The 24,026-nt window shown below is 73.5% G+C and carries 22 protein-coding genes; 16 read left to right on the forward strand and 6 right to left on the reverse strand.

Annotated features, from left to right (window positions below; genetic code table 11):
- Positions 1 to 178 precede the first annotated feature (178 nt).
- A complete protein-coding gene (locus OG819_RS12305) occupies positions 179 to 1,174 on the forward strand; it encodes an NAD-dependent epimerase/dehydratase family protein (protein WP_266649385.1) in 996 nt (331 codons plus the stop codon).
- Between the two features lie 17 nt (positions 1,175 to 1,191).
- Here the strand turns inward: OG819_RS12305 and OG819_RS12310 are convergent, their stop codons facing one another.
- Positions 1,192 to 2,322 carry a sensor histidine kinase KdpD gene (locus OG819_RS12310; RefSeq protein WP_266634523.1) on the reverse strand — a complete coding sequence of 377 codons (1,131 nt, stop codon included), beginning with the start codon at positions 2,320 to 2,322 and terminating at the stop codon, positions 1,192 to 1,194.
- Positions 2,323 to 2,378: 56 nt separating this feature from the next.
- A complete protein-coding gene (locus OG819_RS12315) occupies positions 2,379 to 3,149 on the reverse strand; it encodes a response regulator transcription factor (protein ID WP_266649387.1) in 771 nt (256 codons plus the stop codon).
- 229 nt (positions 3,150 to 3,378) lie between these two features.
- Between OG819_RS12315 and OG819_RS12320 the strand changes: the two genes are divergently transcribed.
- The 3 genes from OG819_RS12320 to OG819_RS12330 are packed head-to-tail and all read left to right on the forward strand — an operon-like array spanning position 3,379 to position 5,617.
- Positions 3,379 to 4,128, forward strand: coding sequence for a glycosyltransferase family 2 protein (locus tag OG819_RS12320; RefSeq protein WP_266652677.1), 750 nt, complete (start codon positions 3,379 to 3,381; stop codon positions 4,126 to 4,128).
- Positions 4,125 to 4,745, forward strand: a complete 621-nt coding sequence (locus OG819_RS12325; protein ID WP_266584106.1) for a DUF2064 domain-containing protein — start codon at positions 4,125 to 4,127, stop codon at positions 4,743 to 4,745. The genes OG819_RS12320 and OG819_RS12325 overlap by 4 nt, the downstream gene beginning before the upstream one ends.
- Positions 4,742 to 5,617, forward strand: a complete 876-nt coding sequence (locus tag OG819_RS12330; protein ID WP_266649388.1) for a methyltransferase domain-containing protein — start codon at positions 4,742 to 4,744, stop codon at positions 5,615 to 5,617. Before OG819_RS12325 ends, OG819_RS12330 begins: the two co-directional genes overlap by 4 nt.
- A gap of 382 nt (positions 5,618 to 5,999) precedes the next feature.
- Here OG819_RS12330 and OG819_RS12335 read toward each other — a convergent pair whose 3' ends face one another.
- Complete coding sequence (locus OG819_RS12335; protein WP_266649389.1) at positions 6,000 to 7,238, reverse strand: molybdopterin-dependent oxidoreductase; 1,239 nt, start codon at positions 7,236 to 7,238, stop codon at positions 6,000 to 6,002.
- 242 nt (positions 7,239 to 7,480) lie between these two features.
- On the opposite strand from OG819_RS12335, the gene OG819_RS12340 reads away from it, so the two are divergent.
- Together OG819_RS12340 and OG819_RS12345 are read left to right on the forward strand one after the other, a co-directional pair.
- Positions 7,481 to 8,800 carry a hypothetical protein gene (locus tag OG819_RS12340; RefSeq protein ID WP_266634519.1) on the forward strand — a complete coding sequence of 440 codons (1,320 nt, stop codon included), beginning with the start codon at positions 7,481 to 7,483 and terminating at the stop codon, positions 8,798 to 8,800.
- 234 nt (positions 8,801 to 9,034) lie between these two features.
- Positions 9,035 to 9,571, forward strand: coding sequence for a hypothetical protein (locus OG819_RS12345; RefSeq protein ID WP_266649390.1), 537 nt, complete (start codon positions 9,035 to 9,037; stop codon positions 9,569 to 9,571).
- A 25-nt stretch (positions 9,572 to 9,596) separates the two neighbouring features.
- Here the strand turns inward: OG819_RS12345 and OG819_RS12350 are convergent, their stop codons facing one another.
- The gene (locus tag OG819_RS12350) at positions 9,597 to 10,397 is read right to left on the reverse strand and encodes a L,D-transpeptidase family protein (RefSeq protein ID WP_266626708.1); all 801 of its coding nucleotides are present in this window, start codon (positions 10,395 to 10,397) and stop codon (positions 9,597 to 9,599) included.
- 335 nt (positions 10,398 to 10,732) lie between these two features.
- Between OG819_RS12350 and OG819_RS12355 the strand changes: the two genes are divergently transcribed.
- From OG819_RS12355 to OG819_RS12370, 4 genes are all read left to right on the forward strand, one after another.
- Positions 10,733 to 11,629: a Cof-type HAD-IIB family hydrolase gene (locus OG819_RS12355; protein ID WP_266649391.1), complete on the forward strand. Its 897-nt coding sequence runs from the start codon at positions 10,733 to 10,735 to the stop codon at positions 11,627 to 11,629.
- Positions 11,630 to 11,999: 370 nt separating this feature from the next.
- Entirely contained in the window at positions 12,000 to 12,512 is a 513-nt protein-coding gene (locus OG819_RS12360; RefSeq protein ID WP_323139384.1) for a SigE family RNA polymerase sigma factor, read from the forward strand.
- The gene (locus OG819_RS12365) at positions 12,509 to 13,018 is read left to right on the forward strand and encodes a hypothetical protein (protein ID WP_266649395.1); all 510 of its coding nucleotides are present in this window, start codon (positions 12,509 to 12,511) and stop codon (positions 13,016 to 13,018) included. Before OG819_RS12360 ends, OG819_RS12365 begins: the two co-directional genes overlap by 4 nt.
- 243 nt (positions 13,019 to 13,261) lie before the next feature.
- Entirely contained in the window at positions 13,262 to 13,798 is a 537-nt protein-coding gene (locus OG819_RS12370; protein WP_266626695.1) for a universal stress protein, read from the forward strand.
- Positions 13,799 to 13,834: 36 nt separating this feature from the next.
- Here OG819_RS12370 and OG819_RS12375 read toward each other — a convergent pair whose 3' ends face one another.
- Entirely contained in the window at positions 13,835 to 15,388 is a 1,554-nt protein-coding gene (locus tag OG819_RS12375) for a serine/threonine-protein kinase (protein ID WP_266649396.1), read from the reverse strand.
- Positions 15,389 to 15,496: 108 nt separating this feature from the next.
- Positions 15,497 to 16,870, reverse strand: a complete 1,374-nt coding sequence (locus OG819_RS12380; RefSeq protein ID WP_266652679.1) for a hypothetical protein — start codon at positions 16,868 to 16,870, stop codon at positions 15,497 to 15,499.
- Positions 16,871 to 16,985: 115 nt separating this feature from the next.
- On the opposite strand from OG819_RS12380, the gene OG819_RS12385 reads away from it, so the two are divergent.
- The 6 genes from OG819_RS12385 to OG819_RS12410 all read left to right on the forward strand — a co-directional run bounded on the left by OG819_RS12385 (position 16,986) and on the right by OG819_RS12410 (position 23,743).
- Positions 16,986 to 19,169 carry an ATP-binding protein gene (locus OG819_RS12385; protein WP_266649397.1) on the forward strand — a complete coding sequence of 728 codons (2,184 nt, stop codon included), beginning with the start codon at positions 16,986 to 16,988 and terminating at the stop codon, positions 19,167 to 19,169.
- Positions 19,166 to 20,641: a WD40 repeat domain-containing protein gene (locus tag OG819_RS12390; RefSeq protein WP_266649398.1), complete on the forward strand. Its 1,476-nt coding sequence runs from the start codon at positions 19,166 to 19,168 to the stop codon at positions 20,639 to 20,641. Before OG819_RS12385 ends, OG819_RS12390 begins: the two co-directional genes overlap by 4 nt.
- 5 nt (positions 20,642 to 20,646) lie before the next feature.
- Complete coding sequence (locus tag OG819_RS12395) at positions 20,647 to 21,537, forward strand: hypothetical protein (protein WP_266649400.1); 891 nt, start codon at positions 20,647 to 20,649, stop codon at positions 21,535 to 21,537.
- 259 nt (positions 21,538 to 21,796) lie between these two features.
- Positions 21,797 to 22,516 carry an RES domain-containing protein gene (locus OG819_RS12400; RefSeq protein ID WP_266626687.1) on the forward strand — a complete coding sequence of 240 codons (720 nt, stop codon included), beginning with the start codon at positions 21,797 to 21,799 and terminating at the stop codon, positions 22,514 to 22,516.
- A gap of 356 nt (positions 22,517 to 22,872) precedes the next feature.
- On the forward strand, positions 22,873 to 23,292 hold the full coding sequence (locus OG819_RS12405) for an XRE family transcriptional regulator (RefSeq protein WP_266432294.1): 420 nt from the start codon (positions 22,873 to 22,875) through the stop codon (positions 23,290 to 23,292).
- A 55-nt stretch (positions 23,293 to 23,347) separates the two neighbouring features.
- Complete coding sequence (locus OG819_RS12410; RefSeq protein ID WP_266432296.1) at positions 23,348 to 23,743, forward strand: molybdopterin-binding protein; 396 nt, start codon at positions 23,348 to 23,350, stop codon at positions 23,741 to 23,743.
- The last annotated feature ends 283 nt before the right edge of the window (positions 23,744 to 24,026 follow it).

Raw genomic sequence — 24,026 nt, forward strand, 5'->3', positions numbered from 1 at the left:
GTACCAGACCCACGTCATAGGCGAAGATCACCGCCTGGACCCGGTCCCGTACGCCGGGATGCGTGTCGCTGCCCCGGGGTCGAGTACGTCCGGCCGGTGTACGGCGGGTCTTACGGACCCGTGACGTGACGGGCGCGGTGCTGCCCCGCGGTGCGGTCGTGGTCCTAGCGTTCGGCGTATGCGAGTACTGGTCACCGGCGGTGCCGGGTTCATCGGGTCCCATGTCGTCGAGGCGCTGACCGCGCGGGGACACGAGGCGGTCGTGTTCGACCTGCGCGACGGCCTGGACGTACGGGACGCCACAGCGGTCGGCGGCGCGCTGGCGGGCGTGGACGCCGTGTGCCATCAGGCGGCGATGGTGGGGCTGGGGAAGGGGTTCGGCGACGCGGTCGAGTACGTGTCGCGCAACGACCTCGGTACGGCGGTGCTGCTCGCCGAGATGGCCGACGCGGGGGTGCGCCACCTCGTGCTCGCCGGGTCGATGGTCGTGTACGGCGAGGGCGCGTACGCGTGTGAGTGGCACGGGCCGGTACGCCCCGGGCCCCGGACCGTCGCCGACCTCGACGCGGGTCGCTTCGAGCCCCGGTGCCCGCGGTGCGGCGAGGAACTGACACCCGGTCTGGTGCGCGAGGACGCCCCTGCCGACCCCCGGAACGTGTACGCGACGACCAAGCTCGCCCAGGAACATCTGGCGGCGGCCTGGGCCCGGTCGACGGACGGTTCGGCGGTGTCGCTGCGCTACCACAACGTGTACGGGCCTGGGACGCCCCGCGACACCCCGTACGCGGGGGTCGCCTCGTTCTTCCGGTCCGCGCTGGCCCGTGGCGAGGCGCCGCGTGTCTTCGAGGACGGCGGACAGCGACGGGACTTCGTCCACGTACGGGATGTGGCCGCGGCCAACGTCGCCGCCCTCGAGGCGGGTTCGCGCGGCGGAGTCCTCACCGCCTACAACACCGGAAGCGGCGAGCCGCACACCGTCGGCGAGATGGCCCGGGCCCTGGCCACCGCCCACGGCGGCCCCGAGCCCGTGGTGACCGGGGAGTACCGGCTGGGCGACGTACGCCACATCACGGCCGACTCCGCACGGCTGCGCGCCGAGCTGGACTGGAAGCCCGAGACCGGCTTCACCGAGGGAATGCGGGAGTTCGCGGCGGCCGGGCTGCGCGGGGAGTAGCGAGCCGGGCCCGCGCGTCACACCCCCGCCGTGGGCAGCGTGACCTCGAAGCGGCAGCCGCCGGGGACGTTGTGGACGGCGGCCTGCCCCTGGTGGGCCTCGACGATGCCCCGGACGATGGCGAGGCCCAGGCCCGCTCCGGCGGGGGGCGTACGGGCGTGGGTGCCGCGCCAGCCGGTGTCGAAGACGCGCGGGAGGTCCTCCTCCGGGATGCCCCCGCAGCCGTCGGTGACGGACAGGACGACCCCCTCGTCCGACCGCTCGGCGGCGACCGCGACCGTGCCGTCGGCCGGTGTCCGGCGGATCGCGTTGACGAGGAGATTGCCCAGCACGCGGCTCATCTCCTTGCCGTCCACCTCGACCGGCACCGGCTCGACCCGGCCCCCGACCAGGCGTACGCCGTGCTCGCGGGCGAGCGGGTCCGCGCCCGCGAGGGCGTCGCCGACGAGGTCGTAGAGGGAGATGCGGGAGGGGGACAGGGCGAGGGTCCCGGCGTGTATGCGGGAGAGTTCGAAGAGGTCGCCGACCATGTCGTTGAGGCGTTCCACCTCGGCCCGGATCTGCCGGAGGTAGCGGTCCGGGTCGGCGGCCACCCCGTCCTCCAGCGCCTCCGACATCGCCCGCAGTCCGGCGAGCGGGGTGCGCAGGTCGTGCGAGATCCAGGCGACGAGTTCGCGGCGGGAGGCCTCCAGCGCGCGTTCACGATCGCGGGACTCGGCGAGCTTCGCGCTGGTCGCCTGCAACTCCCGGCTCAGTGCGGCGAGTTCGGCGGTCGCCGGGCCGTCGGGGGCCGCGAAGTCACCGCCGTCGCCGAAGGAACGCGCGGCGAGCGTGAGGGCTTTGCTGCGCGCCACCACCCAACGGCCCAGCAACAGGGCCGTCGCCAGGGAGACCACTGCCGCCATGGCCACGACGGTCGTGACGACGCCCAGGTCATGCGCGGACAGGAACATCGCCCAGGCGACGGCCAGCGTTCCCGCGAGCATCGCGGTGACCGCCACGGCGGCGACGACGGCGAGGGACACGGTCAGCGACCGCCGCCGGATCAGCCGCAGCGCCACAGCGCCGAGCAGCCCGGCCGCTGCGGCGCCGAGGAAGGAGTACAGGGCGATGAGCAGCGTGTCGCGCGTGGAGTGCACGGTCTGCATGGCGTGGACGGTGTGCGTGGCCCGCACGGCGTACGTGAGGGGCATGGCTCGCATGGTCAGACCGCCTCCTCGCGGAGAGTCGGGGCCTCGCGGGGCGCGGGCTCCTCGAAGCGGTAACCGACCCCCCACACCGTCTGGATCAGCCGCGGTCTGCCCGGATCCTCCTCGACCTTGCCCCGCAGCCGGCGCACGTGGACCGTGACCGTCGACAGGTCGCCGAAGTCCCAGCCCCACACCTCGCGCATCAGGTCCTCGCGGCAGTACGCCCGGCCGGGGTTGCGCAGGAAGAAGGCGAGCAGGTCGAACTCGCGGATGGTGAGGGCGAGCTCCTCGCCGTTCCTGGTGGCGCGGCGGGCCTCGGGGTCCACGACGAGACCGGCCAGCCGGAGGGGGCGGGCGCCTGCGGCGGGGCGGGTGCGGCGCAGTACCGACTCCACCCTGAGGACCAGTTCGCGGGGGCTGAAGGGCTTGGTGACGTAGTCGTCGGCGCCCACCTCCAGGCCGAGGATCCGGTCGTCCTCGTCACCGCGCGCGGTGAGCATGATGACCGGCACGGGCCCGTGCCCGCGCATCCTGCGGCACACCTCCAGGCCGTCCATCCCGGGCAGCATCAGGTCCAGCACCACCAGGTCCGGCCAGTGCGCGGCGGCACGGGCGAGCGCGGCGGGTCCGTCCCCGGCACGGTCCACGACATACCCGGCGCGGTCGAGGTAGCCGGAGACCACCTCGGCGACGGTGGGATCGTCGTCGACGACAAGGACGCGGGCCCTCTGTCCGGGCCCGCCCGGGGCAGGTCCGGCACCTGCGGATTCGTACGGCTGCTGCATGGATCCAGCGTCCCACCGGCCGCACCCGTGTGCCGCGATCCCGCCGCGACGTCCGTGTTTCGTAAGGACCTGAAGTCCGATATCTCCCTTTCGCGTTCGTAGGGTGAAAGCCGTGACGACCTCTCCCGCACCGGAACCGGACAAGGCCCCGGACCCAGCACCGCACAAGGCCCCGGACCCGGCCCGGAACACGGCCGCGGCCGCCGCCCCGGACCCGGCGCCCGTCGACGTGGTCCTGCCCTGTCCGGTCGACGTGATCCTCCCCTGTCTGAACGAGGCCGAGGCCCTCCCCTGGGTCCTCGCCCGCATCCCCGCCGGCTGGCGCGCGCTCGTCGTGGACAACGGCTCCACGGACGGCTCGGCGGAACTGGCCCGCGGCCTCGGCGCCACCGTCGTGCGCGAGACGCGCCGCGGGTTCGGCGCCGCCTGCCACGCCGGCCTGCGGGCCGCCACCGCGGACATCGTGTGCTTCTGCGACTGCGACGCCTCGCTGGACCCGGCCCGACTGCTGCCCTTCGTCGACGAGGTGCGAGGCGGCGAGGCCGACCTCGTGCTCGGGCGGCGCCGCCCGCAGGGCCGGGGCGCCTGGCCCGCGCACGCCCGGGCGGGCAACCTCGCCCTCGCCCGGATGCTCCACCGCCGCACCGGCCTGCGCCTGCACGACCTCGGCCCCCTGCGTGCCGCCCGCCGCGAACCGCTGCTCGCCCTCGGCCTCACCGACCGCCGCAGCGGCTACCCGCTCCAGATGGTCGTGCGCGCCGCCGACGCCGGCTGGCGCGTCACCGAGCACGACGTGCCGTATCTGCCGCGCACCGGAGCCTCCAAGGTCACCGGCACCTGGCGCGGCACCTGGCAGGCGGTACGGGACATGCGCCGCGTCCTCGCCGAACCGCCCGTGCCCTCGCACCACGCCCACGTCGCCCTCACCGCTTCCCGCATCTCCACGGATTCCCGTTCCCAGGGAGGAACCACCCAGTGACGACGCTCCTCGTCATCGCCAAGGAACCGCGCCCCGGACGGGTCAAGACCCGTCTCACCCCGCCGTTCACACCCCGGGAGGCGGCGCTGCTCGCCGAGGCGTCCCTCGCGGACACCCTGCGCGCGGTGGCGGCGACCCCGGCACGGCGCCGGGTGCTGGTGCTCGACGGAGCGGCGGGCGACTGGCTGCCGCCCGGCTTCGACGTCGTACCGCAGTGCGCGGGCGGCCTCGACGAACGGCTGGCCGCCGCCTTCGCGGGCTGCGCCGGACCCGCCCTGCTCATCGGCATGGACACACCGCAGGTGACACCCGCGCTGCTCACCGTGGAATTCGACGGCTGCGACGCGTACTTCGGGCCGGCCGAGGACGGCGGTTTCTGGGCCCTCGGGCTCGCCGCCCCCGATCCGGAGCTGCTGCGGGGCGTGCCCATGTCGACGCCCACGACGGGCGCGGTGCAGCGGGAGCGGCTCGTCGCCGCCGGGCTGCGCGTGCGGGATCTGCCCCGCCTCCGGGACGTCGACACGGCCGCCGACGCGGAGGCGGTCGCCGCCGTCGCGCCGCCCGGCAGCCGCTTCGCCGCCGAGCTCGGACGTCTGCGGACGGCCACCGGACGATGAGCACCGCGCACGACACGACGACCCCGCCAGGGGTGCCCGGTCCGCGCCCCTGGTCCACCGACCCCTACGCGGACGCCCTGGTCACCGGCCGGGGCCCGCTCTTCCTCCGGCGCACCGACGGCTGGCTGCTGCCCCTGGAGGTGGAGCGCTGGTGCGCACGGGCCGACGCGGTGGACCTGACCGTGCTCGCGCGCTGCGAGGGGACCGTGCTCGACGTGGGCTGCGGGCCCGGGCGGCTCGTCGCCGAACTCGCCGCCCGGGGCCGGCCCGCGCTGGGCATCGACGTCAGCGAGGCCGCCGTCGAGCACACCGCCCGACTCGGCGGCCAGGCCCTGCGGCGCTCCGTCTTCGAGCCGCTCCCCGGTGAGGGCCGCTGGGACACCGCCCTCCTCCTGGACGGCAATGTCGGCATCGGCGGCGATCCGGCCGCCCTGCTCCGCCGGGTGTCCCAACTCCTCGCTCCCGCCGGGCTGTTGATCGTCGAGACCCTCGCGGACGTGGACGTCGACGAGCGGGTCAGCGTCGATATCGTCCGGGTCACCGACCCCCGGGGCACGGCCGGGCCGGTCTTCCCGTGGGCCCGCCTCGGCACCCCGGCGCTGCTCCGGCACGCGGCACACGCGGGCTGGTGCCGGGAGGGTCAGTGGTCGGCTGGGGGCCGCTCGTTCGTCGCCCTGCGCAACAGCGACGACCGTGACGACGGCGACGGCGGCGGCGGCGATGTTCGGGACGACGGCGACGTTCGGGACGACCGCGACGACCGGGAAAGCCGCAGGACGAGCAGCGCCGTCGAGCCCCCGAACAGCACCGCCGTGATCAGCAGCCAGCGGGCCAGGAAGCCGTCGCCCGAAAGCCCGGTGGCCAACCGGTAGTGCTCCGCCATCTGCCCACTGATCAGCGGAAACCACATCAGCAGCAGAAGCGCCGAGAACGCCGCCGGGACACGGACGTACACCGTCCACTCCCGGTGGCCGACCGCGCCCAGCGCCCTCGCCGCGGCCCGGTCCGCCCCCGCGTACAGCGGGACGAGCACCAGGTCGTGGAGGACCGCCGCGCCCACGAACCACAGCACCACCCCGAACCGGTCCCCGGCGAGCAGCCGCACCCCGGCGTACCCGGCGAGCGCGAACGAACAGGCCAGCAGCAGGATCTGGAACGGACTGCCCAGAACGGGCTTCCCGAACGGCCGACGCGTCACAGGTCGTCGCGTCACGGGTCGTCGCGTCACAGGTCGTCGCATCACAGGTCGTCGCATCACAGGTCTCCGAACGTCATCCGGGCCACCCACTTGGTGTTGAGCACGCCGGGCGCCGCGGGGACGATGATCCGCGCGGGGTAACCGTGGTCGGGGGTCAGATCCTCGCCGTTGACGAACAGGGCCAGCAGCGAGCGCGGGTCGCGCACCTGGTTGTAGCGCAGGGCCGCGTGCCGGAACGCCCCGTGCCGCTGCAACGACTCCACCAGTACGTCAGGCGCCGCGCCCTCCTCGTATCCGACGAGCCGCGCCAGGTCCCGCAGCGGTACGCCCCGCCACCACTGGTCGGAGGTCGACCAGCCCTCCACGCAGGCGATGGGCAACGCGGCGCTGCGGAGCGGGAGTTTCAGCAACTCGTCCCGGCTCAGCCGGACCGTGCGCCCGCGCCCTTCGACGACCAGCCGCCATGCCTCCTCGCTCGTCTCCCGCATGTCGATGCCGACCGCCGCGGCCGTCTTGTTGATCTGGAAGCCGCCGGGGCCGGAGCCCGGTTCGGAGCCGCCGTGGGGCGCGAGGACGGCCGTCTCCCGCAGCGGCGCGTCGAAGCTGCGGCCCGCCGTGGTGGCGAGCAGCACCAGCGATCCGCCGCCCACGAACCCGAGTGCGCCGCGCCGCGAGACGGTGGGCGGGGTGGGGTCCGGCGAGACCAACTCCCCTTCCTCCGTGGTGTTTTCGTCCCGGAGGTGGCGCAGATTGCGGATCGCCGCCGGTACTCGCAGCACGGCGTGCGCCACGAACGCGGCGAAGAACACCCAGGCCCCGTAGAAGTGCAGCGGATAGAAGGAGCCCGGGAAGAGGTAGTCGAGCTGGACGTTCAGCACACCTGTCGTGAACTCGAACAGGGCGCCCCCGACCAGTAGGAGCAGCGAGATCCGCTCCAGCGCGTGCGTGAGCGACCGGGCGGGCGGCAGTGTGAACAGCTTCGGCACGACCGACCACAGCTTCGCCAGCAGCACGGGGATCAGCGCGATCCCGAGCGTGACGTGGACGCCCTGCGTGAGGCGGTACAACCACGATGGGGTGGTGGGCCAGGAGAAGAGGTAGAAGCCGAGCAGACCCTTGTCCGGGGTCATGTCGTTGACCGGCGACAGGTTCGGGTTGTAGGCGGCGTACGACACGAGACCCGTCACGAACAACACGGTGATCCCGCCGAGCAGGACGACGCCGAGCACCGAGGTGAACCAGGGGCCGCGCAGGGGGCTGCGCCAGAACGCGGGGGAGGAGGGGGACCATGGCATGCCCCGACCGTAGGACCGGAACACCCCCCGAACGGGTCCGCGAACCATGACGAAACTCTGACGTCCGCCCCTGCGTCGGCTCCGGAGACCGGTCCGCGGCCTAGCGTGCCGATGTGAACCACGATCTTCCCCCGGGCTCTCCCCCGGGCCTTCCCCACGACGGTCCCCGCGATCTCCCCGACCCTCCCCACGACCGGATCCACGACCCTCTCCACGACCGGCGCCACGCTCCGCTTCTCGACCTGTCCGCCGTCCTGGCGGCCGCCCTGCTCGTCACGGCGGCCGCACTGGTCGGCACGTCGATCGAACGCCGCCACCACACGCTCTTCGTCCGGTGGCCTCCCCTGTTCGCCCAGTGGGAGCCGCACCTCGGCCCCGGCACCCCGGCCGCGCTCGCCGTGGCCGTCGCCGTCGTCGCGTACGGGCCGCCCCTCGCCTCGCGTCTGCCGTGGCGGACGCTGCTGTGGACGTCCTGGGGAACCGCCACCGCCTGGACGTTCTCCCTCGCGCTGGTCGACGGGTGGCAGCGGGGGATCGCCGGGCGGCTGACGGCCACGAACGAGTACCTCCAGGTCATCGACCGCTTCCACGACATCCCCGCCGCCCTGCGGGACTTCACCCACCACATCGTGAGCCACTCCCCGGCGCCCTGGCCCGCGCACATCGCCGGCCACCCGCCCGGGGCCACCGTCACCTTCGTGCTCCTCGACCGGGTCGGGCTGGGGGGCGGCGGCTGGGCGGGCGTGTGGTGCATCGTGGTCGGGGCGGCGGCACCGGCCGCGGTCCTGCTCGCCGTACGGGCGCTCGCCGCGGAGGAACTGGCGCGCCGCGCCGCCCCCTTCCTGGCCCTCGCCCCGGCCGCCGTGTGGGTGGGCGCCTCAGCGGACGGCTACTTCGCCGCGGTCGCCGCCTGGGCCGTCGCCTTCCTCGCCCTCGCGGTGACCGGACCCCGGCCCCGGGCGACGGGCCTCGCCGCCGGGCTCCTCCTCGGCCTCACCGCGTACCTCTCCTACGGCCTGACGCTGTTCGCCGTGATCGTCGCCGCCGTCCTGCCGCTCGGCTCCCGCCGACTCCGCCCCCTCCCGTACGTCCTCGCCGGGCTGGCCGTCTTCCCCCTTCTGTTCACGCTGCTCGGCTTCAACTGGTGGGAGGCGTACGGCCTGTTGGTCACGCGCTACTACGAAGGGGTCGGCGGCGTACGGCCGTACGGCTACTGGATCTGGGCGAACCTCGCCTGTACGGCGCTGATCGTCGGCCCGGCGACGGTGGCGGGCCTGCGCCGGACGGCCGCGACGGCCGTGCACATAAAGCCCCGCGCCCTCCGCCGCCCCCGCTCCCTCTCCCCCGAGTCCCGCCTCGCCCTCCTCGCCCTCGCCGCCCTGCTCGCCCTCCTGGCCGCCGACCTCTCGGGGATGAGCAAGGCGGAGACGGAACGGATCTGGCTGCCGTTCGCGATGTGGCTCCTGCCGGCCTGCGCGTTCCTGCCCCGCCCCCGCGCCTGGCTCACCGCCCAGGCCACCCTGGCCCTGCTCCTCAACCACCTCCTGCTGACCGGCTGGTGACGCCAGGGGTACGGGTCAGGAGTACGGACTCAGGAGTACGGACTCCTCACGGACTCCCCTGACAGCCGAACGGCGGCGGGCCGGGGCGGTGGCCGCGCATCGGGAGAAAGGCGCTGTTCAGCGTTGTGCCGGGGAGGGATCGAGGCGCGCGGCGGGGGCGTGGGGCGGGTTGCGGTGGAGGTGGGTGGATCTCACGGTGGGCCCAGGAAGAAGCACCCGTCGAAAGGACCGCGCATGCCCGCCCTCATATCCAGCTCTCGCCCACTCCTCCTGCCTCCCCCGGCCGGCGCCGCGCCGGTCCGCGGTCCGGTCGGCACGGCCGCGGCGGCCGTGGACGTACGCCAGGAGGCCTCCTCCGAGCGGGACGCCGTACTCCGCCCCCTGCTGGACGTGCTGTCCGCCGTCGCCGCACGGGGCGGCCGTCTCGACGCGGCCGAGGCGGCCGGGTACGCGCGGGCCCTGGAGACGGCGAACGCGTCCCTCGAACGGCGACGGAAGGAGCGGACCGAGGCCGGGGTCACGGTCCCGGTCCCGGTCCCGGTCGCGGTCGCGGTCTCGGTCTCGGTCTCGGTCGTCGATCCGGTCTCGGATCTCCTGGCCCAACTCCAGTCGACGGTCGACGGGCTGGTCAAGGCCCTGACAGGGACGCTCGGCACGGTGACCGGCCTGCTGTCGCCGGTGGTCGGAGTGGTCACGGGGCTCCTCGGCGGCGGCCTGTCCACGCTTCCGGCCCTGCCCACCGCCGGAAGTCCGGCGACACCCCCGCGCTGACAAGCGCCCCGGGGCCGCGGAGGCGTCAGCGGGCGAGGGACTTGGCGTCGCCCATGACGATCACCGGGTGCTGGGCGGGGTCCAGCGCGCGCAGCAGTTCCTTCATGTGCTCCTGGGGCAGGCTCACGCAGCCGTGCGTGGGGCCTCCGTGGTCGACGTGCAGCCAGATGCCGCCGCCCTTGCCCGCGCCGAGCGGGCGGGTCCAGTCCAGGGGTGAAGTGCCGGGCTGGTGGTTGTAGTTGATCGCGACGACGTAGTCGAAGGAGCCGGCCAGCGGCTCCCCCTCGAAGCCCGTGCCGGCGATGGTGAACCCGCGCGAGCGGTCGTACGGCAGCTTGGTACCGGGGTCGGGCCTGAGCCCGCCCGCGTCCGTGAGGGTGAACACGCCGATGGGCGAGTGGAGATCACCGGCGTGATGGTCGTCCGTCCAGCCCTTGAGGGCGTTGTGGGCCGGCCAGGTCGCTCCCGGCTCCCAGCCCGCGCTCGTACGCCGGTACAGCACCACCTGTGACACCGGGGAGTCCTTGCCCCGGCCGGTGACCAGGACGACCTGCCGCGCGTTCTTGGGTATCCCGGCCAGCGTCGCGGGGCCGACGCCCGCCAGCCGCGCCGGCGCGACCGGCGTGGCGGACTCCGTGGGGTCCGGTGCGGGCTGCCCGGGCCTGGCCTGCGTCGTATCAGTCGTATCAGGAGCGTCGGCGAGCCGTTCGGCGCCGGTGCCCCCGCATCCGGCGAGTGCGACGGACAGGACCAGGGCCCCGGCGGCGATCGACGGCGTACGCGGACGCCGTCGGGGAGAGGCCGGGCGACGGGTGAAGAAAGCCATGATCGTCAGCCTGGGGGTGACTTGTGAGGAACTGGTCAGCTCCGCTCCACGGACCGTTCCCGCTTCAGAAACCGAACCCCGGGCGAGCCCGAAGCGAGCACAAACAATCCTGAAATACCCCTTTTCGGCAGGGCAAAAGCCCTCACTCATGCCCCAGGTAGGGTGGCGGAAATGGACATCCGCCAAGCGACGGCCGGCGCCGCCCTGCCCTGCACGACGCCGTTCCGCAAGCCGTGAACACGCCGGTCCCACTGCCGCCGCCGGTCGAGGCCGGGGCGCTGGGCGACGCCGCACCACTGCCCGTCGCCCCCGCAACCCCCGCCACAGGAAAGAACATGCCCCTTCCTCACCCCGCGACCGCCACCGCCGCGACCACCCCCCTGACCGTCTCCGCGCCCCGGCCCTCGGAGGAAGCCGTCGCCGACATCAGGCTCATCGTCACCGACATGGACGGCACACTCCTCGACGACGCCAAGCGCATACCCGACGGTCTGTGGTCGCTCCTGACCGAGCTGCGCCACCGGGACGTGCTCTTCTGCCCCGCGAGCGGCCGCCAGTACGCGACCCTGGCCAAGGAGTTCGCCGACGCGGGGCAGGGCATGGTGTTCATCGCCGAGAACGGCACATACGTCGTACGGGACGGCGTGGAGCTCAGCTCCGACCCGCTGGACCCGTCCGTCGCCGCGCGGATCGTCACCACGACACGGGGACTGCGGGCCGAGGGCGTGGACGTCGGCGCGGTGGTCTGCGGCAAGCGGTCCGCGTACGTCGAACGGACCGACGAGGCGTTTCTGGCCGAGGTCCGGAAGTACTACACCCGGCTCCAGCCCGTCCCCGACGCGACCGCCGTCGACGACGACGAGATCCTCAAGGTCGCGCTCTTCGACTTCGGACCGGTGGAGCGGACCACCGCCCCGGCCCTGCACCCCTTCACCTCGACCCACCAGGTCGTCGTCTCCGGCGAACACTGGGTCGACATCATGAACGTCACCGCCGACAAGGGCACGGCCGTACGCCGTCTCCAGCACGACCTGGGCATCACACCCGCCCAGACGATGGTGTTCGGCGACTACCTCAACGACCTCGAGATGCTCGACACCGCCGAGTGGTCGTTCGCCATGGCCAACGCCCACCCCGCCATCATCGACCGGGCCCGCCACATCGCCCCGTCCAACAACGACAACGGCGTCCTCCGCACGATCACCCGCGTCCTCGACCTGCCACCCATGTGACCGCACCCGCCCGACCAGCCTCCACCACCCGCCGCGCGCCGACCTCGCTGGGGTACTCGCGGACGGTGAGCCACGCGGCCAACCAGCCGACGGTGCACGCGAGCAGAGCGGGCAGGACGGGCGCCGCGACAAGGAAGAGGACGCGGCCGGCGAGGATACGCCCGCTTGGCCGGATCCTGGTCGCCCTTTGACGAAGGACGGCCTCCACCGTCAAGCCCGCCCCCCTCCCTGTGACCCAGCTCTCATCCCCGTCGTGCAGCAGATGAGGGGGCTTCCCCGTCGAGGAGGGGTGACAGGAAGGGAGGAGCGTGTGGATCTGGCAACCGAGTGGAAGCTGGGCGCCGAGCGCGGCGGGAGCGAGTCGCTGGACATGGACTTTCCCGCTTTCGTCGCCGCCCGGTCGGCCGCCCTGTTCCGTGGCGCCCTCGTCTTGACGGGAAACCGCGAAGCCGCGGAGGACCTGCTCCAGGAAACCCTGGAACGGGCCTGCCGCAAGTGGCGCACGATCGCCGCCAAGGACGCCCCCGACGCCTATGTGCGGCGGATCATGGTGAACCTGGCGAACGACCGTTGGCGAAGATTCCGTCGCACGACCCCGCACCCCGACAGCGGCGGCGACCGGGCCGCTCCGGGGGACGAGTACGGGCAGATAGACAGCAGGGACCAGCTCGTTCGCGCTCTTCAGCAGCTGCCGATGCGGATGCGCACGGTCGTGGTCCTGCGGTACTTCCACGATCTGTCGGACGCGGAGATCGCGGCCGATCTGAAGATCTCGGCGAGTACCGTGCGGTCCCAGCTCGCTCGTGGGATCGAGAAGCTGAGAAGCCAGTTCCCCACGCTCTCCGCCCCTTCTCCGCAGCGGCCCGCGGAAGGAAACCGATGACCTCACACGATGCACGGCCTTCCGGCCGCACCGGTTACACACCCTTCGAAGAGGAACTGGTGAACGCCATGAACGACTTCGCGAACTCCGCCGACGCGCCGTCCGTCGACACCGTCGGCATCCTGCGCAAGACCCGCCGCAAGCGCGTCACGGCCATCGCGGGTCTCGCCGCCGCCCTGATCGTGGCCGGCGGCGGCACCGCCCTCGCCACCGCCGTCTCCCACGGTTCCAACGCCCCGAGGCCCGCCGCCGCGACCACCGTGACCGACGACGACGACGCCACCACCGTTCTGGTCAACGGCAGCAAAATCAAGCGCGATTTCGCGGGCCTCGACCTGGACTTCGCCAAGCAGTTGCTGATGAAGTCCCAGCTCAAGCTCGGCACGGTCAGCAAGGTGGACTGCGGCAAGAACGGCAAGCCGGGCTCGGTCCACTCGGTCGACCCGCACAGCCCGAAGACGGTGTCCATCGGCGACACGATCAACCTGACCCTCTGCGCCGGCTGATCCGAGCCGCCCCTGCCGTTCCCGCCCCGGTCGTGGGGGATCTCCGGAGATCCCCCACGACCGGGGCGGGCTTCGTTCTCGAGCGACTGCGCGAAAGCCGCCAAGGACAGAGGAGTGTGCCGAAGTGTCATGAACGGTCGGGACCGCGTCAGGTCGACGCCAACCCCCTGGCCCGCCGCCCTCCCCCCGCGTTCGATGGAACGCGGATACCCGTGTCGACGTACGCCGAGGGGTGAGCGAGCGATGGGCGAGGGAGAGCGGCGGCGGGTCGTCGTGGGGGTGAGCGGTTCGCCGGGGAGTCTGGCGGCGCTGCACCGGGGCGCGTTCGAGGCGCGCCGCACCGGCGCCGTGCTGCTGGCCGTGGGTGCGTGGGAACCGCCGCGCGGCGCGCTCGCCCACCCGAGTTCGATGCTCGCGCCGCCGATGGCCGAGTTCCGGCAGATGGCGGACGACCGGCTGCTCACCGCGCTCGGTACGGCCTTCGGCGACGGCGGACCCGGGGTGCCGTGCCGGGTGGTGATCGTGTGGGACCGGCCGGGGCGCGCCCTGGTGCGGACCGCCGACCGGATCGGCGACCTCCTGGTGATCGGCGGGGGGCGGCGCGGGCGGATGCGCCGGGTGCTGTTCCCGTCCGTCGCGCGCTACTGCCTCGCGCACGCCGCCTGCCCGGTGCTGGCCGTACCGCGCTCACCCCTGCACCGCGAACTCGCCTCCGTACGCCGCCGGGTCAGCCTGCGCCTGCCGCTCGACGCCAGCGAACTGACGGACGGCAGGTCCTGACCTGCCGCTGCGCCGTCCTGGCCCCGCCGTCCGGACTCAGCCGACCCGGAAGCCCGCCGAGACCGTGTCGAAGACCGGGCGGAAGGTGTCCCACTGGGCGTCCGGGGCCGAGAGGTAGATGTCGTACTCCCTGCCGCCCTCCCGGCCGAAGCCCAGGTCGATGGCGCGGAACGCCCGGACCCGGCCCTCGAAGGTGAACTCCCACACGGCGGCGGGCTTCTCCTGGAACGTGGTGCGCTGCATACGCAGTTTCCGGTACGAGTCGGGGTAGTTGACCTTGGTGTTCGCCTCGATGTTCGTGAAGTGCGACTCGGGGTTCGCGCCCGCCGGCTCGACCATGCCGATCGTGAGGCCCGCGAGACCGGTCTCGTCGGCGTAGGTGACCTGTTCGGAGCTCGCCTCGCCGCGCTTCCAGCCGTCCGGGACCGGGAAGGAGACGCCCAGTTCCTTCTCCGTGACCAGGTGGTAGCCCGCGGGGACGGCCGGGGGCACGGAGGCGGAAGCGGAAGTGGCGGCTTTGTGGTGCGTGCCGCCGCTCTTGTCGCCCCGGGTCATGAACCACCCGCCCGCCACCGTCGCGGCGGCCACCACCACGGCCAGCGCGCCCCAGACGGCCACGCGCCGCCGCCCACGGGCCCGGGGCGGTGCCGCATCCCGCGCCGGTGCCACCGTCGTCGCGGTCAGCGAAGACTGTGCTGGTGTCGGTACTGGTCCTGGTATCGATGCCGGTATCGGCGCCGGTACGGGGCGCGTGGGCGTCAGCTGCGTCGGTGCCCCCGACACCACGTCCCTCAGGACCCGCTCCACCTCCTCCGCCGACGGCCGCTCCTCCGGCTCCTTCGCGAGCAGCGCCTCGATGAGGGGTTCCAGCGGCCCGGCCTGCTTCATGGGGTCGACCGGGTCGACGGCGATGGCGTACGCCGTCTCCACGGCCGTGGCCTTGCGGAACGGGGGCCGCCCCTCGACGGACTGGTAGAGGGTCGCCCCGAGCGCCCACAGGTCCGCGGCGGGCCCGGGCTTCTTGCCCCGCATCCGCTCGGGCGCGATGTAGTCGATCGAGCCGATGATCTCGCCGGTCTTGGTCAGCGTCGAAGTGCCGGTCGCCATGGCGATGCCGAAGTCGGTGAGGACGACGCGGCCGTCGGCGCCCAGCAGGACGTTGCCCGGCTTGACGTCACGGTGCAGCACCCCGGCGGCGTGCGCGGCCCGCAGCGCGGCGACCATGCCGAGGCCGATCCGGGCCGCCTCGGTGGGCCACACCGCGCCGCCGTCCGTGAGCAGTGCGGCGAGGGTGGTGGAGGGCACGTACTCCATGACGATGCAGGGCAGCCCCTCGTCGTCCACCACGTCGTGCACGCCGACCACATGGGGATGGGCGATCCGGGCGGCGCTGCGCGCCTCGCGGCGGGTGCGTTCGTGGAGGGTGGCGAGCTCGTCGTCGGTCAGGTGCCGCTGGATGTGCAGCCGTTTGACCGCGACCTCGCGGCTGAGGACCTCGTCCTCGGCACGCCACACCGTGCCCATGCCGCCCCGGCCGATCTGTTCGATCAGCCGATAACGCCCGGCGACCAGCCGCCCCTCGTCCGCCACCGCGTGCCCCTTGCCGTTCTTTCCGGACCGCCCGCTCCGGACCGGGTTCGAACCCTTGCGCGTTCGATTCGTGTCGACACCATAGTCGGCGCAGGTTGCGGAGGAATCTCAGCCGTCGTCGCGCTCGTCCGGGGCCGCGAGGACGAGTTGGGTCAGCGGGGTCGGATCGCCCGTGTCCAGGGTGACCCGGTAGAGGCCGGGCGCGGGCACGGTGACACGGGCCGCGAGCTGGTCGTCGTCGCCGTACAGCCGGGCGGGTCCGGCGAAGGCTCCGCCCACCTCCTCGACGGCGAGGTCCACTCCCGCGGGGCTGTCGACGCCACGCACCCGGACCGTCCAGGGCGTGCCGGGGGCGACGAGGTCCGGGATCTCCAGGCCGACCCGTGCCCCGGCCTGCGCGGGCCCGAGGTGCTCGTCCTCCTCCAGGAACGAGGTCACCGCCTCCAACGCGGCCTCCCCCTTGGCCAGCGCGCCGTGCTGCAGCGCGAGGGGCACGGTGGCGCGGATCGGGGATGCGGACTCCTTGTGTACGGTGCCGTCGCCGCCCACGTCGAAGCGGCGCGGGGCGCCGGTCTCGTCGCGCATCAGCTCGCCGTCGCTGTGCTCGCGGTAGCAGTGCTCGGAGGCGGTCACGACGCCCTGACGGATGGTCAGGGACTGGAGGGTCGGCTGGCTGATGCCCACCAGCGCCCGGTGCCCGGGCAGCGCCCGCCCGCGCAGGGTGTCGTGCAGGGTCTGGGAGTCGACGGCCAGATCCTTGTCGCCGCCCAGGTCGGCGATGTCCGGGGGGCTGAGCCTGCGGATGTTCAGGCCCTCGTCGAGACAGGGGAACGTCGGGAGCAGGTCGTGCAGGCCCGGCATGGTGTACGCGAGTCTCCTCAGCCTGCCGTGCGGCAGCGGAACCGGCGTGCCCTGCCCGGTGTTGAGGATCGCGGCGGCGGCCACCGCCCCCTGGAAGGGCGTACCGAGGGTGAGCACCCCACGGGTGTCCGCCGCGAGGTCGCCGTCGGGGCCGTCGGTGAGAGCGGCGAGGGTGAGCAGTCCGCCCATGGAGTGCGCGACGAAGACGAGCCGCCCCTCCCGTTCGTCGACCCGGTGCTTGCGGGCGAGCACGTGTGCGGGGTGGAGCCGCCACCGCTCCAGGTGTTCGCGCGCCGCCTCGGCGAGGAACCGGGCGTTCGTGGCGACGGACAGCCGCCAGTCGTAGGCGAAGGGCAGCACGGCCGCCGGGTCGGCCACGCTCCGGGTGACCGTCGCGACCAGGTCGTTGTAGGGCTCGATGCCGCGCAGGAAGGGACTCCAGGCGGGGGTGCGCAGCAGGCGCCGGGCCCGGATGCGGCCGAGGCGGCCCTCGCGTTCGTCGGGCGTGAGGTGCAGGGCGCGTAAGCCCCGGGGCGCCGTCCACGCCTTCAGCAGCCATCCGGCGCTCGCGAGGCCCCAGACGACGTCGCCGGACTCGGTGTCGTACAACTCGCTCCCCATGATGCCGGGAACGACGACGACGGCGTCCTGCGTCGTGTTCGGGGAGAGGCCGGGGAGGCGGTGGGGCCGCTCGGCCAGGCGGCGGCCTGCGGTATCGGGCTGCGACGGCTCGGTCATGGCGGGAAGAATAGAGAGCATGCGAGGGCGGGCGGGCGGGCTTGTCAGGATCGGGGAGCCGGGGGACGCCGGTGATACGGGGCGGGCCACGGCGGGCCGTGCGCCGGTGAACGCCGTGGCCGAGGACGCCGAGCGGCGCACGCTGTTGACCCTCGCCGTCCGCGACTACGACGACGGGGACGCGGAGTTCACCGCCGGCATCGACGAACAGCTCTCCGTCGTGTCCGACTGGTGGTGCGCCCCGGGAGCACCGGAGCCCTTCACGCACCTCCCCGCGCCGGAACTGCGCGAGCGCTACGACGTCGAGCGCTTCCTGCACGAGAGCAAGGTGCGCGAGACGCGCGGCCGCGCCCTGGTCGTCTTCATCACGGGCCACGGCCAACTGGGCGCCTCCCGCACCCACTTCCTCCAGCTGCCGAGGACCGAACCCCGGCGCCAGCTGGCCACGGCCATCCGCACCAGCGAGATCGTGGCCGCGGCCCTCGACTCCCGCGCCGAACACGTCCTGGTCGTCATCAACACCTGCTACGCGGCCGGGATCGCCGAGGAGCTGGAGAAGCTGCACCAGGAGATCCTGCCGAGCCGGCGCACCGGCGGCAGCCTGGACGTCGTCGCCACCTGCGCCCACGACCAGCTGGTCCAGGTACGCCGGTTCCCCTCGGTGATGCGCCGCGTGCTGGAGCGGCTGCGCACCACCGCGCAGATCACCACGCCCTGGCTGAGCGTCGCGCATCTGATGACGGAGTTCGAGAGCGAGCTCGGCACCGACACCGAGCGGCGCAAGCACCGGCTCAAGCGGGTCCTGGACGGCGGCGGCCAGACCGCCCTGACGCCCTGTCTGCCGAACCCCGGCTACCGGCCGGTGCGGGAACTGGTGGGGCCCGCGCGCCGCCAGGTCGCCACCCCGGCCGACGAGGTCGACCACTGGCTCGACCGCGCCAGCGGCCGACGCCATGAGACCGACCCCGGCTGGTACTTCAGCGGTCGCGAAGGGCTGGGCCGTGCGGTCACCGCGTTCCTCGGCCGTCCCCGCGGTGTCCTGCTGCTGACCGGAACCGCCGGCAGCGGCAAGTCGGCCGTGCTGGCGCGGGCCGTGACGCTCAGCGACCCGCTGTTCCGCGACGACCCACGCTACGGCCCCGCGCTGCGCTCGGCCGCACCCGAGACCGTCCCGTCCGAGGGCTCCGTCACCGCCGCCGTACTGGCCCGCCACCGCACCGCCTCCGACGTGCTCGGCGACCTGCTGCGCGCCCTGGAACTGCGACCGCGCCCGGCCGGGCCGAGCGAGGACCCGGTGGAACTGCGCCGCGCCCAGCTGCTGGCCCACCTGGACGAGCCGGGCGACCCGGTCACGCTCGTCCTCGACGGCCTGGACGAGTCCGTCGAACCCTTCCGCGTGGTCAGGGACGTACTTGCCCCGCTGACCGCCCACTGCGGCATCACCCCCGCCCTGCCCGGCCCCCGCAGGGCGGAGCGGCAGCGGTCCCTGCGGCTGCTGATCGGCGTACGCAGCAGCCGTCCCCGCACGGAGCGCGCCGCCCCCGCCGGGGCGGCGGGGCGGGAGGCGGGGCTGCTCGGCGCGCTCCGGGAGGTCTTCCCCGCGGCGTCCGTGCTGCGCACCGACGAGACGGACAGCGAGAGCGACATCGCGGATTACGTCCAGGCGCTGGTCGGCGCCGAGACGTCCGGCGGCGACAGCACCCGGCAGGCGGCCGAGACCGTCGCCAAGCGGGTCTGGCCCTCGTTCCTGGACGCCCGGCTGGCCGGCGAGCAGCTGCACCACGCGTCCGACCCGGGCGCGCTCGCGGACAACCCCGACTGGCTCGACCTGTTGCAGGCGGGCACCATCGGTCTGCTCCGGCGCGATCTGGCGCTCGTCGAGGACGAGGGGCTGCCCGCGGAGGTCGCCCTCGCGCTGCTGCGGGCCGCCGCGTTCGCGCTGGGCGCGGGCATCCCCTGGTCGGACGTGTGGCCGGCGGTCGCCGGGGCACTGCTCGGCCGGCCCCTCGAGGAGCCGGACCGGATGATCGAGAGCCTGCTGAAGAGCAGACTCGCCGGATATCTGGCCCACGACGACGAGGACGACCGGCTGGTGTACCGGCCGGCCCACGAAGCCCTGGCCGAGCTCCTGCGCGATCCCCGGCAGGACCTGCTGGCCGGCGTCGGGAGCGACGCCGTATGAGCGACGCGGACAACCCGTACCGCGCGCCCCGTCCGGGCCGCTCCGACACGAGCGACGCGAAGACGTGGGCCGACACGAAGGACGCGCACCGGCTCATCGCCGAGGCGCTGGCCCGGCTCGTCGCCACCGATCCGACGATCCCGCCCCACCCGTATCTCAGCCGCCATCTGGCCCACCACGCGGCCCGGGGCGACGTCCTCGACGACGCCCATGTGCCGCTCGCCGTGCTGCCCTGGGAGTCCAGCGCGAACGTGCGCACGCTGCTGCGGCAGAGCGGCGCCGCGAGCGCCGCGCGGCGCCAGGAGTGGCTGGAGGCGTGGGCCCGCGTCGAGCCGTTCATCGGCGGCGCCGGTCCGGACTCCCGGCTGACGAGCCTGCATCTGGCCCATCACGCCGCGACCCGCCCCCGCGCTCCGCTCGACACGTCCGCCACGCGCGTGTCCGGTTCACGCGTCACCCCGCTGTGGAGCGACTGGACGGCGCAGGACAACGTACTGGCCGTCTCCGAGACCCGCCTCGAATCGCTGACCCGCACCACGACCGCCGACGGCCGTTGCCTGCTGGTCACCGGCGACAGCCACGGCACGATCCGCACCTGGGAGCCGCACGGCGTACCGGCGATGGCACCGCTGCACACGTACGGCGGCGCGGTCCAGCATCTGCTGCCGCTCCCGGGCGACCTGCTGCTCTCCGCGGGCACCGACGGTTCGGTGCGTGTCTGGCACCTCACCCGGGGCCAGCTGCTCGCCGAACCCGTCCACCGCCCCGGCACCTGGGTCAGCGCCCTCACGCTCTTCGCGGCGAAGGACGCCCCGGAGGTCGTCCTCGTCGCCCACAGCGACGGCCGTCTCGGCGCGCTGGATCCCGTCACCCTCCGGCCCGTCGACACCCCGCTGCCCTCCCTCGATCGCGCGCCGGCCCTGCTGAGCGGGGTCGGTCTGGGCGGGACGGAGGGGATGGCGCTGGCCGTGGCCCAGGGCAGGCGGGTGCGCGTCTGGGATCCGCGGCAGGGCGGCGGGTACGCGCACGAGCACGAGCACGAGGGGGCGGTGCGGGCCCTGGTGGACCTCGCGGCGCCGGGGCGGTACGCGCTTTGCGACGACTCGGGGTACGTCGGTTTCCGGGACGCCTCGACGGGCCGGGAGACGGCCGCCGCACCGGCTCCGCCCGCGGGGCCCGCCATCGCCCTCACCGCCCTGACCGTGGCGGGCCGGGCGGCGGTGGTGTCCGGGGGCAGCGACCACACCCTGCGGGTCTGGGACGCGCGGACGGGCGCGGCGATCGGCGGCGCCCTGGAGGGGCACACCGCTGCTCCGGTGGCTCTGACCACGCTGCCGGGCACCCCGCAGCCGCTCCTCGTCTCGGCCGGCGCCGACCACACCCTGCGGCGCTGGAAGCCGGACCGCCCGTACGGCGGCCCGTCACCGCGGCCGCGCTCGCCGGTCCCGGATCCTCCGCCGGGGCGCCGCTGATCGCGGTGGCCGACGAGTCCGGTACGGCGCTGTGGGACACCGGGACCGGCCGCTCGGCCGTCCTCCCGGCGGGCCACGCCACCGTGACCGCCTTCACCTCGGCGCTCGTCCGGGGCGAGCCCCTGCTGGTGACCGCGCACAGCGACGCCGGGATTCAGCTGTGGTCCCTGGACCGGGGCGCCCACGCCGCCCCCGCACGACTGGCCGGGCTCCTCGGCCACAGCCTGCCGGTGCGGTCGATGGCCGCCTTCCCCCGCGACGGACGGACCCTGCTGGTCACCGGGGGCGAGGACGGCACCGTACGCCTCTGGGACCTCGACCGGCCGCGCGCACTGGCCTGCCGGGAGGACCATCTGCTCAGCGTCCGGGACGTCGCCGTGCTCGACACGGTACGAGGTCCGCGGATCGTCTCCGCGGGCACCGACGGGACCGTACGGCTCTGGGATCCGGCCACCCTTCGACCCGTGGGGCCGCCGCTCCACTGCGGGCAGCGGGTCGTCAACGCCGTCGCCGCCGTGCCCGTCGACGAGCCCGACCGTGCCGTGCTCGTCGCGTCCGGCGGGGAGGACGGCACGATCCGGCTCTGGGATCCCGACACCGGACAGCCGGCCGGGCGGCGGCTGGACATCGGCGACGGGCCGGTGGCCGCGCTGGCGTTCTTCCGGACCGCGGCCGGCCGCCCGTGCCTCGCGGCGACGGGCCCCGCCGGAACCATCCACCTGTGGGACATCGACACCGGCTCGCACCTGCTGCGGATCGTGACCGGCAGCCCGCTCGGCACCCTCGACGCGCTCGGCGCCCGGCAGCCGGGCGGCCCGCACCCGCGACACCCCGTCCTCCTCGCGGCCGGGGTCGCTGGCGTATGCGTGTTCGACGTTCGAATGGAGGGCCGCTGATCCGGCGCCCGCCGGGCCGCCGAACGCGCGTGTGCGCCTCCTGTGTGCCCCAGCGCCCCCCACGCGCGCCCCCGCCACGGCGTGGAAGCGGACATCCCCGGGCGCCCGCTACGGGAGAATGATCGCCCGCATGTTCCGGCGGAACATACGGGCTCGGGGCGCGTACGGGCTCGGGAACCTGCGGGACACAGGGATCGCGTGCCCCGTGCGGACCGCGCGGCAGCGGCCGCGAACCATCGGCTCAGCAGCGAGGACCACGATGAACAACAGCCCTTCGGCGGTGACCACAGCCCACTTACCGTCCCTCGTCCCCGCTCCGGAACGCGGAGTGTGGCGGCTGGGCAAGAGGGATCACCCCAAGGAGTACAACCGGCTCGACCCCGAGACCAGCCAAGGCTCCAGCCAGAGCTCCAGCGCGGGCCGCTTCAGCCTCGCCACCTACGGAATGCTGTACTGCGCCAGCGATCCGGCCGGCTGTTACGCCGAGGCACTCGCGCCCTTCCGCGTCCATCCCAAGCTGCGCGGGCTCATCGGCGACGAGTGGGACGAGCGACCCAGCCACATGAGGCTCGGCCACCTGGCCTCGGGCTGGCGCGAGGACCACATCCTGGTCCGGCTCGAACCCGCCAAGGACGCCCAGTTCCTCGACGTCGACGCCGAGTCCACCCGGGCCGTCCTCGCCCGCGAACTCCGAGGCGAGCTGGCCGCGTGGGCCATCGAACCCCCGCTCACCGACCCCCACATCCACGGACGCGACCGCAGGCTCGCCCGGCAGATCGCGGCCTGGACGGTCGCCCAGCGCAACCACGCCGGCCACCGGCTGGCCCAGGGCATCGCCTACCGCTCCGGATACGGCGGACGCACCTGCTGGGCCATCTTCCACGACGTCGATCTCGTCGAGGCCGAGCGGCGCCCCATCCAGCCGGAGTCCCCCGAACTGCGCGCGGTCGCGGCGGAGTACGGCCTTCGGATCTTCTGAACGGGGCCTGCGGATCTCCTGAACGGGGCCTTCGGATCTCCTGGACGGGGCCTTCGGGTCCGCCGAACGGCGCCCGCCCCCGGGCGTTCGGCCGCACCCGCGTCGCCCGATCGAGCGGTGCTCCCTCCCGCACCCACCGGCGGCACCGGAGAAAACCCCTGGTCAGGTCCCCCACACCACTTTCGAGGTGGGATTTCGCAGGGGATTCAAGGGGGGAAAACGGTGGAGTGAGAGACCCTCCGACGGGTAGACTTCCCTCAACACAACTGAGGAGACGCCATGTTGACACCCTGTCTGTCACCCCTCGCGCCATCCCGCGTCTTACCCGTTTCATGACCGTCAGGAAGCGAGGAATCATGCAGCCACTGCGAGAGCCCGCGACCAATACGGTCACCAGGAGCGCCGTCGACGCGGTCACCGAGACCACCGCGCACGCCAACACGGTCCAGAAGTCGATCGCCGACATAGCGCGCTTCCTCCAGGACAACTTCGGGCAGAAACTCACCGCGTTCATCGCCGGTATCGAGGACCCGAAGCAGGTCGGCAAGTGGTCCAGCGCCCAGAACAGCCCGAGAATCGACTCCGAGCTGCGCCTGCGGGCGGCCTACCAGGTGTTCCAGATCATCGAGCTCCAGGAGAACTGCCACACGGCACGCGCCTGGATGATCGGCATGAATCCGCAGCTGGAGGACGACTCACCGCTGCAGGCCATCGCCGAGGACCGGCACAAGGACGTCATGGCGGCGGCCCGCTCGTACGTCAAGGGCGATCTCTGACGCGCCCCACGAGCTTGCTTGCATATGCAAGGATTTCGCGCCTATCTTGGCGCGTATGCAGTCCTACACCATCGGTCAGGCGGCCCGGCTGCTCGGCGTGAGCCCGGACACCGCACGGCGGTGGGCGGACGCCGGGCGGGTGGCGACGCACCGGGACGAGGGCGGGCGGCGGCTGATCGACGGGCGGGATCTGGCCGCGTTCTCCGTCGAGCTCGCCAAGAGCGGCAGCGGTGAGGAGGACGCCTCCTACACCTCCGTACGCAACGCGTTCCCGGGCATCGTCACCGCCGTCAAGCTCGGCGACGTGGCGGCCCAGGTGGAGATCCAGGCCGGACCGCACCGACTGGTCTCCCTGCTGACCCGGGAGGCCGTCGAGGAACTCGGCCTCGAGGTCGGCATGGAGGCCACCGCCCGCGTGAAGTCGACGAACGTGCACATCGACCGGGCCTAGTGCCCCGACAGGCAACGTTCGCCCCGTCGCGACGCCCGGCACGCTCCCCCACTGCCTCAAGGGCGTGGGAGGTGCCCCCACTCGCCGCACCGGCCGAAAGCCCAAGTACGTCCAGTACAAGGACTTCCGGCCGGCACTCCCCCAGCCTTCGGCCGGGGGACCCCCAGAGCACGCACCGGACGCCGCTCCTTGACGGGCAAACGTTGCCTGCCACGGCACGGTGCGCCAGGGGTGGTCGGCCGGCGCGGGCCGCGGATACCGGACGTCACCCGCGCACCCCACC

The organism is Streptomyces sp. NBC_01549, assembly GCF_026339955.1.
Classification (GTDB): Bacteria; Actinomycetota; Actinomycetes; order Streptomycetales; family Streptomycetaceae; genus Streptomyces.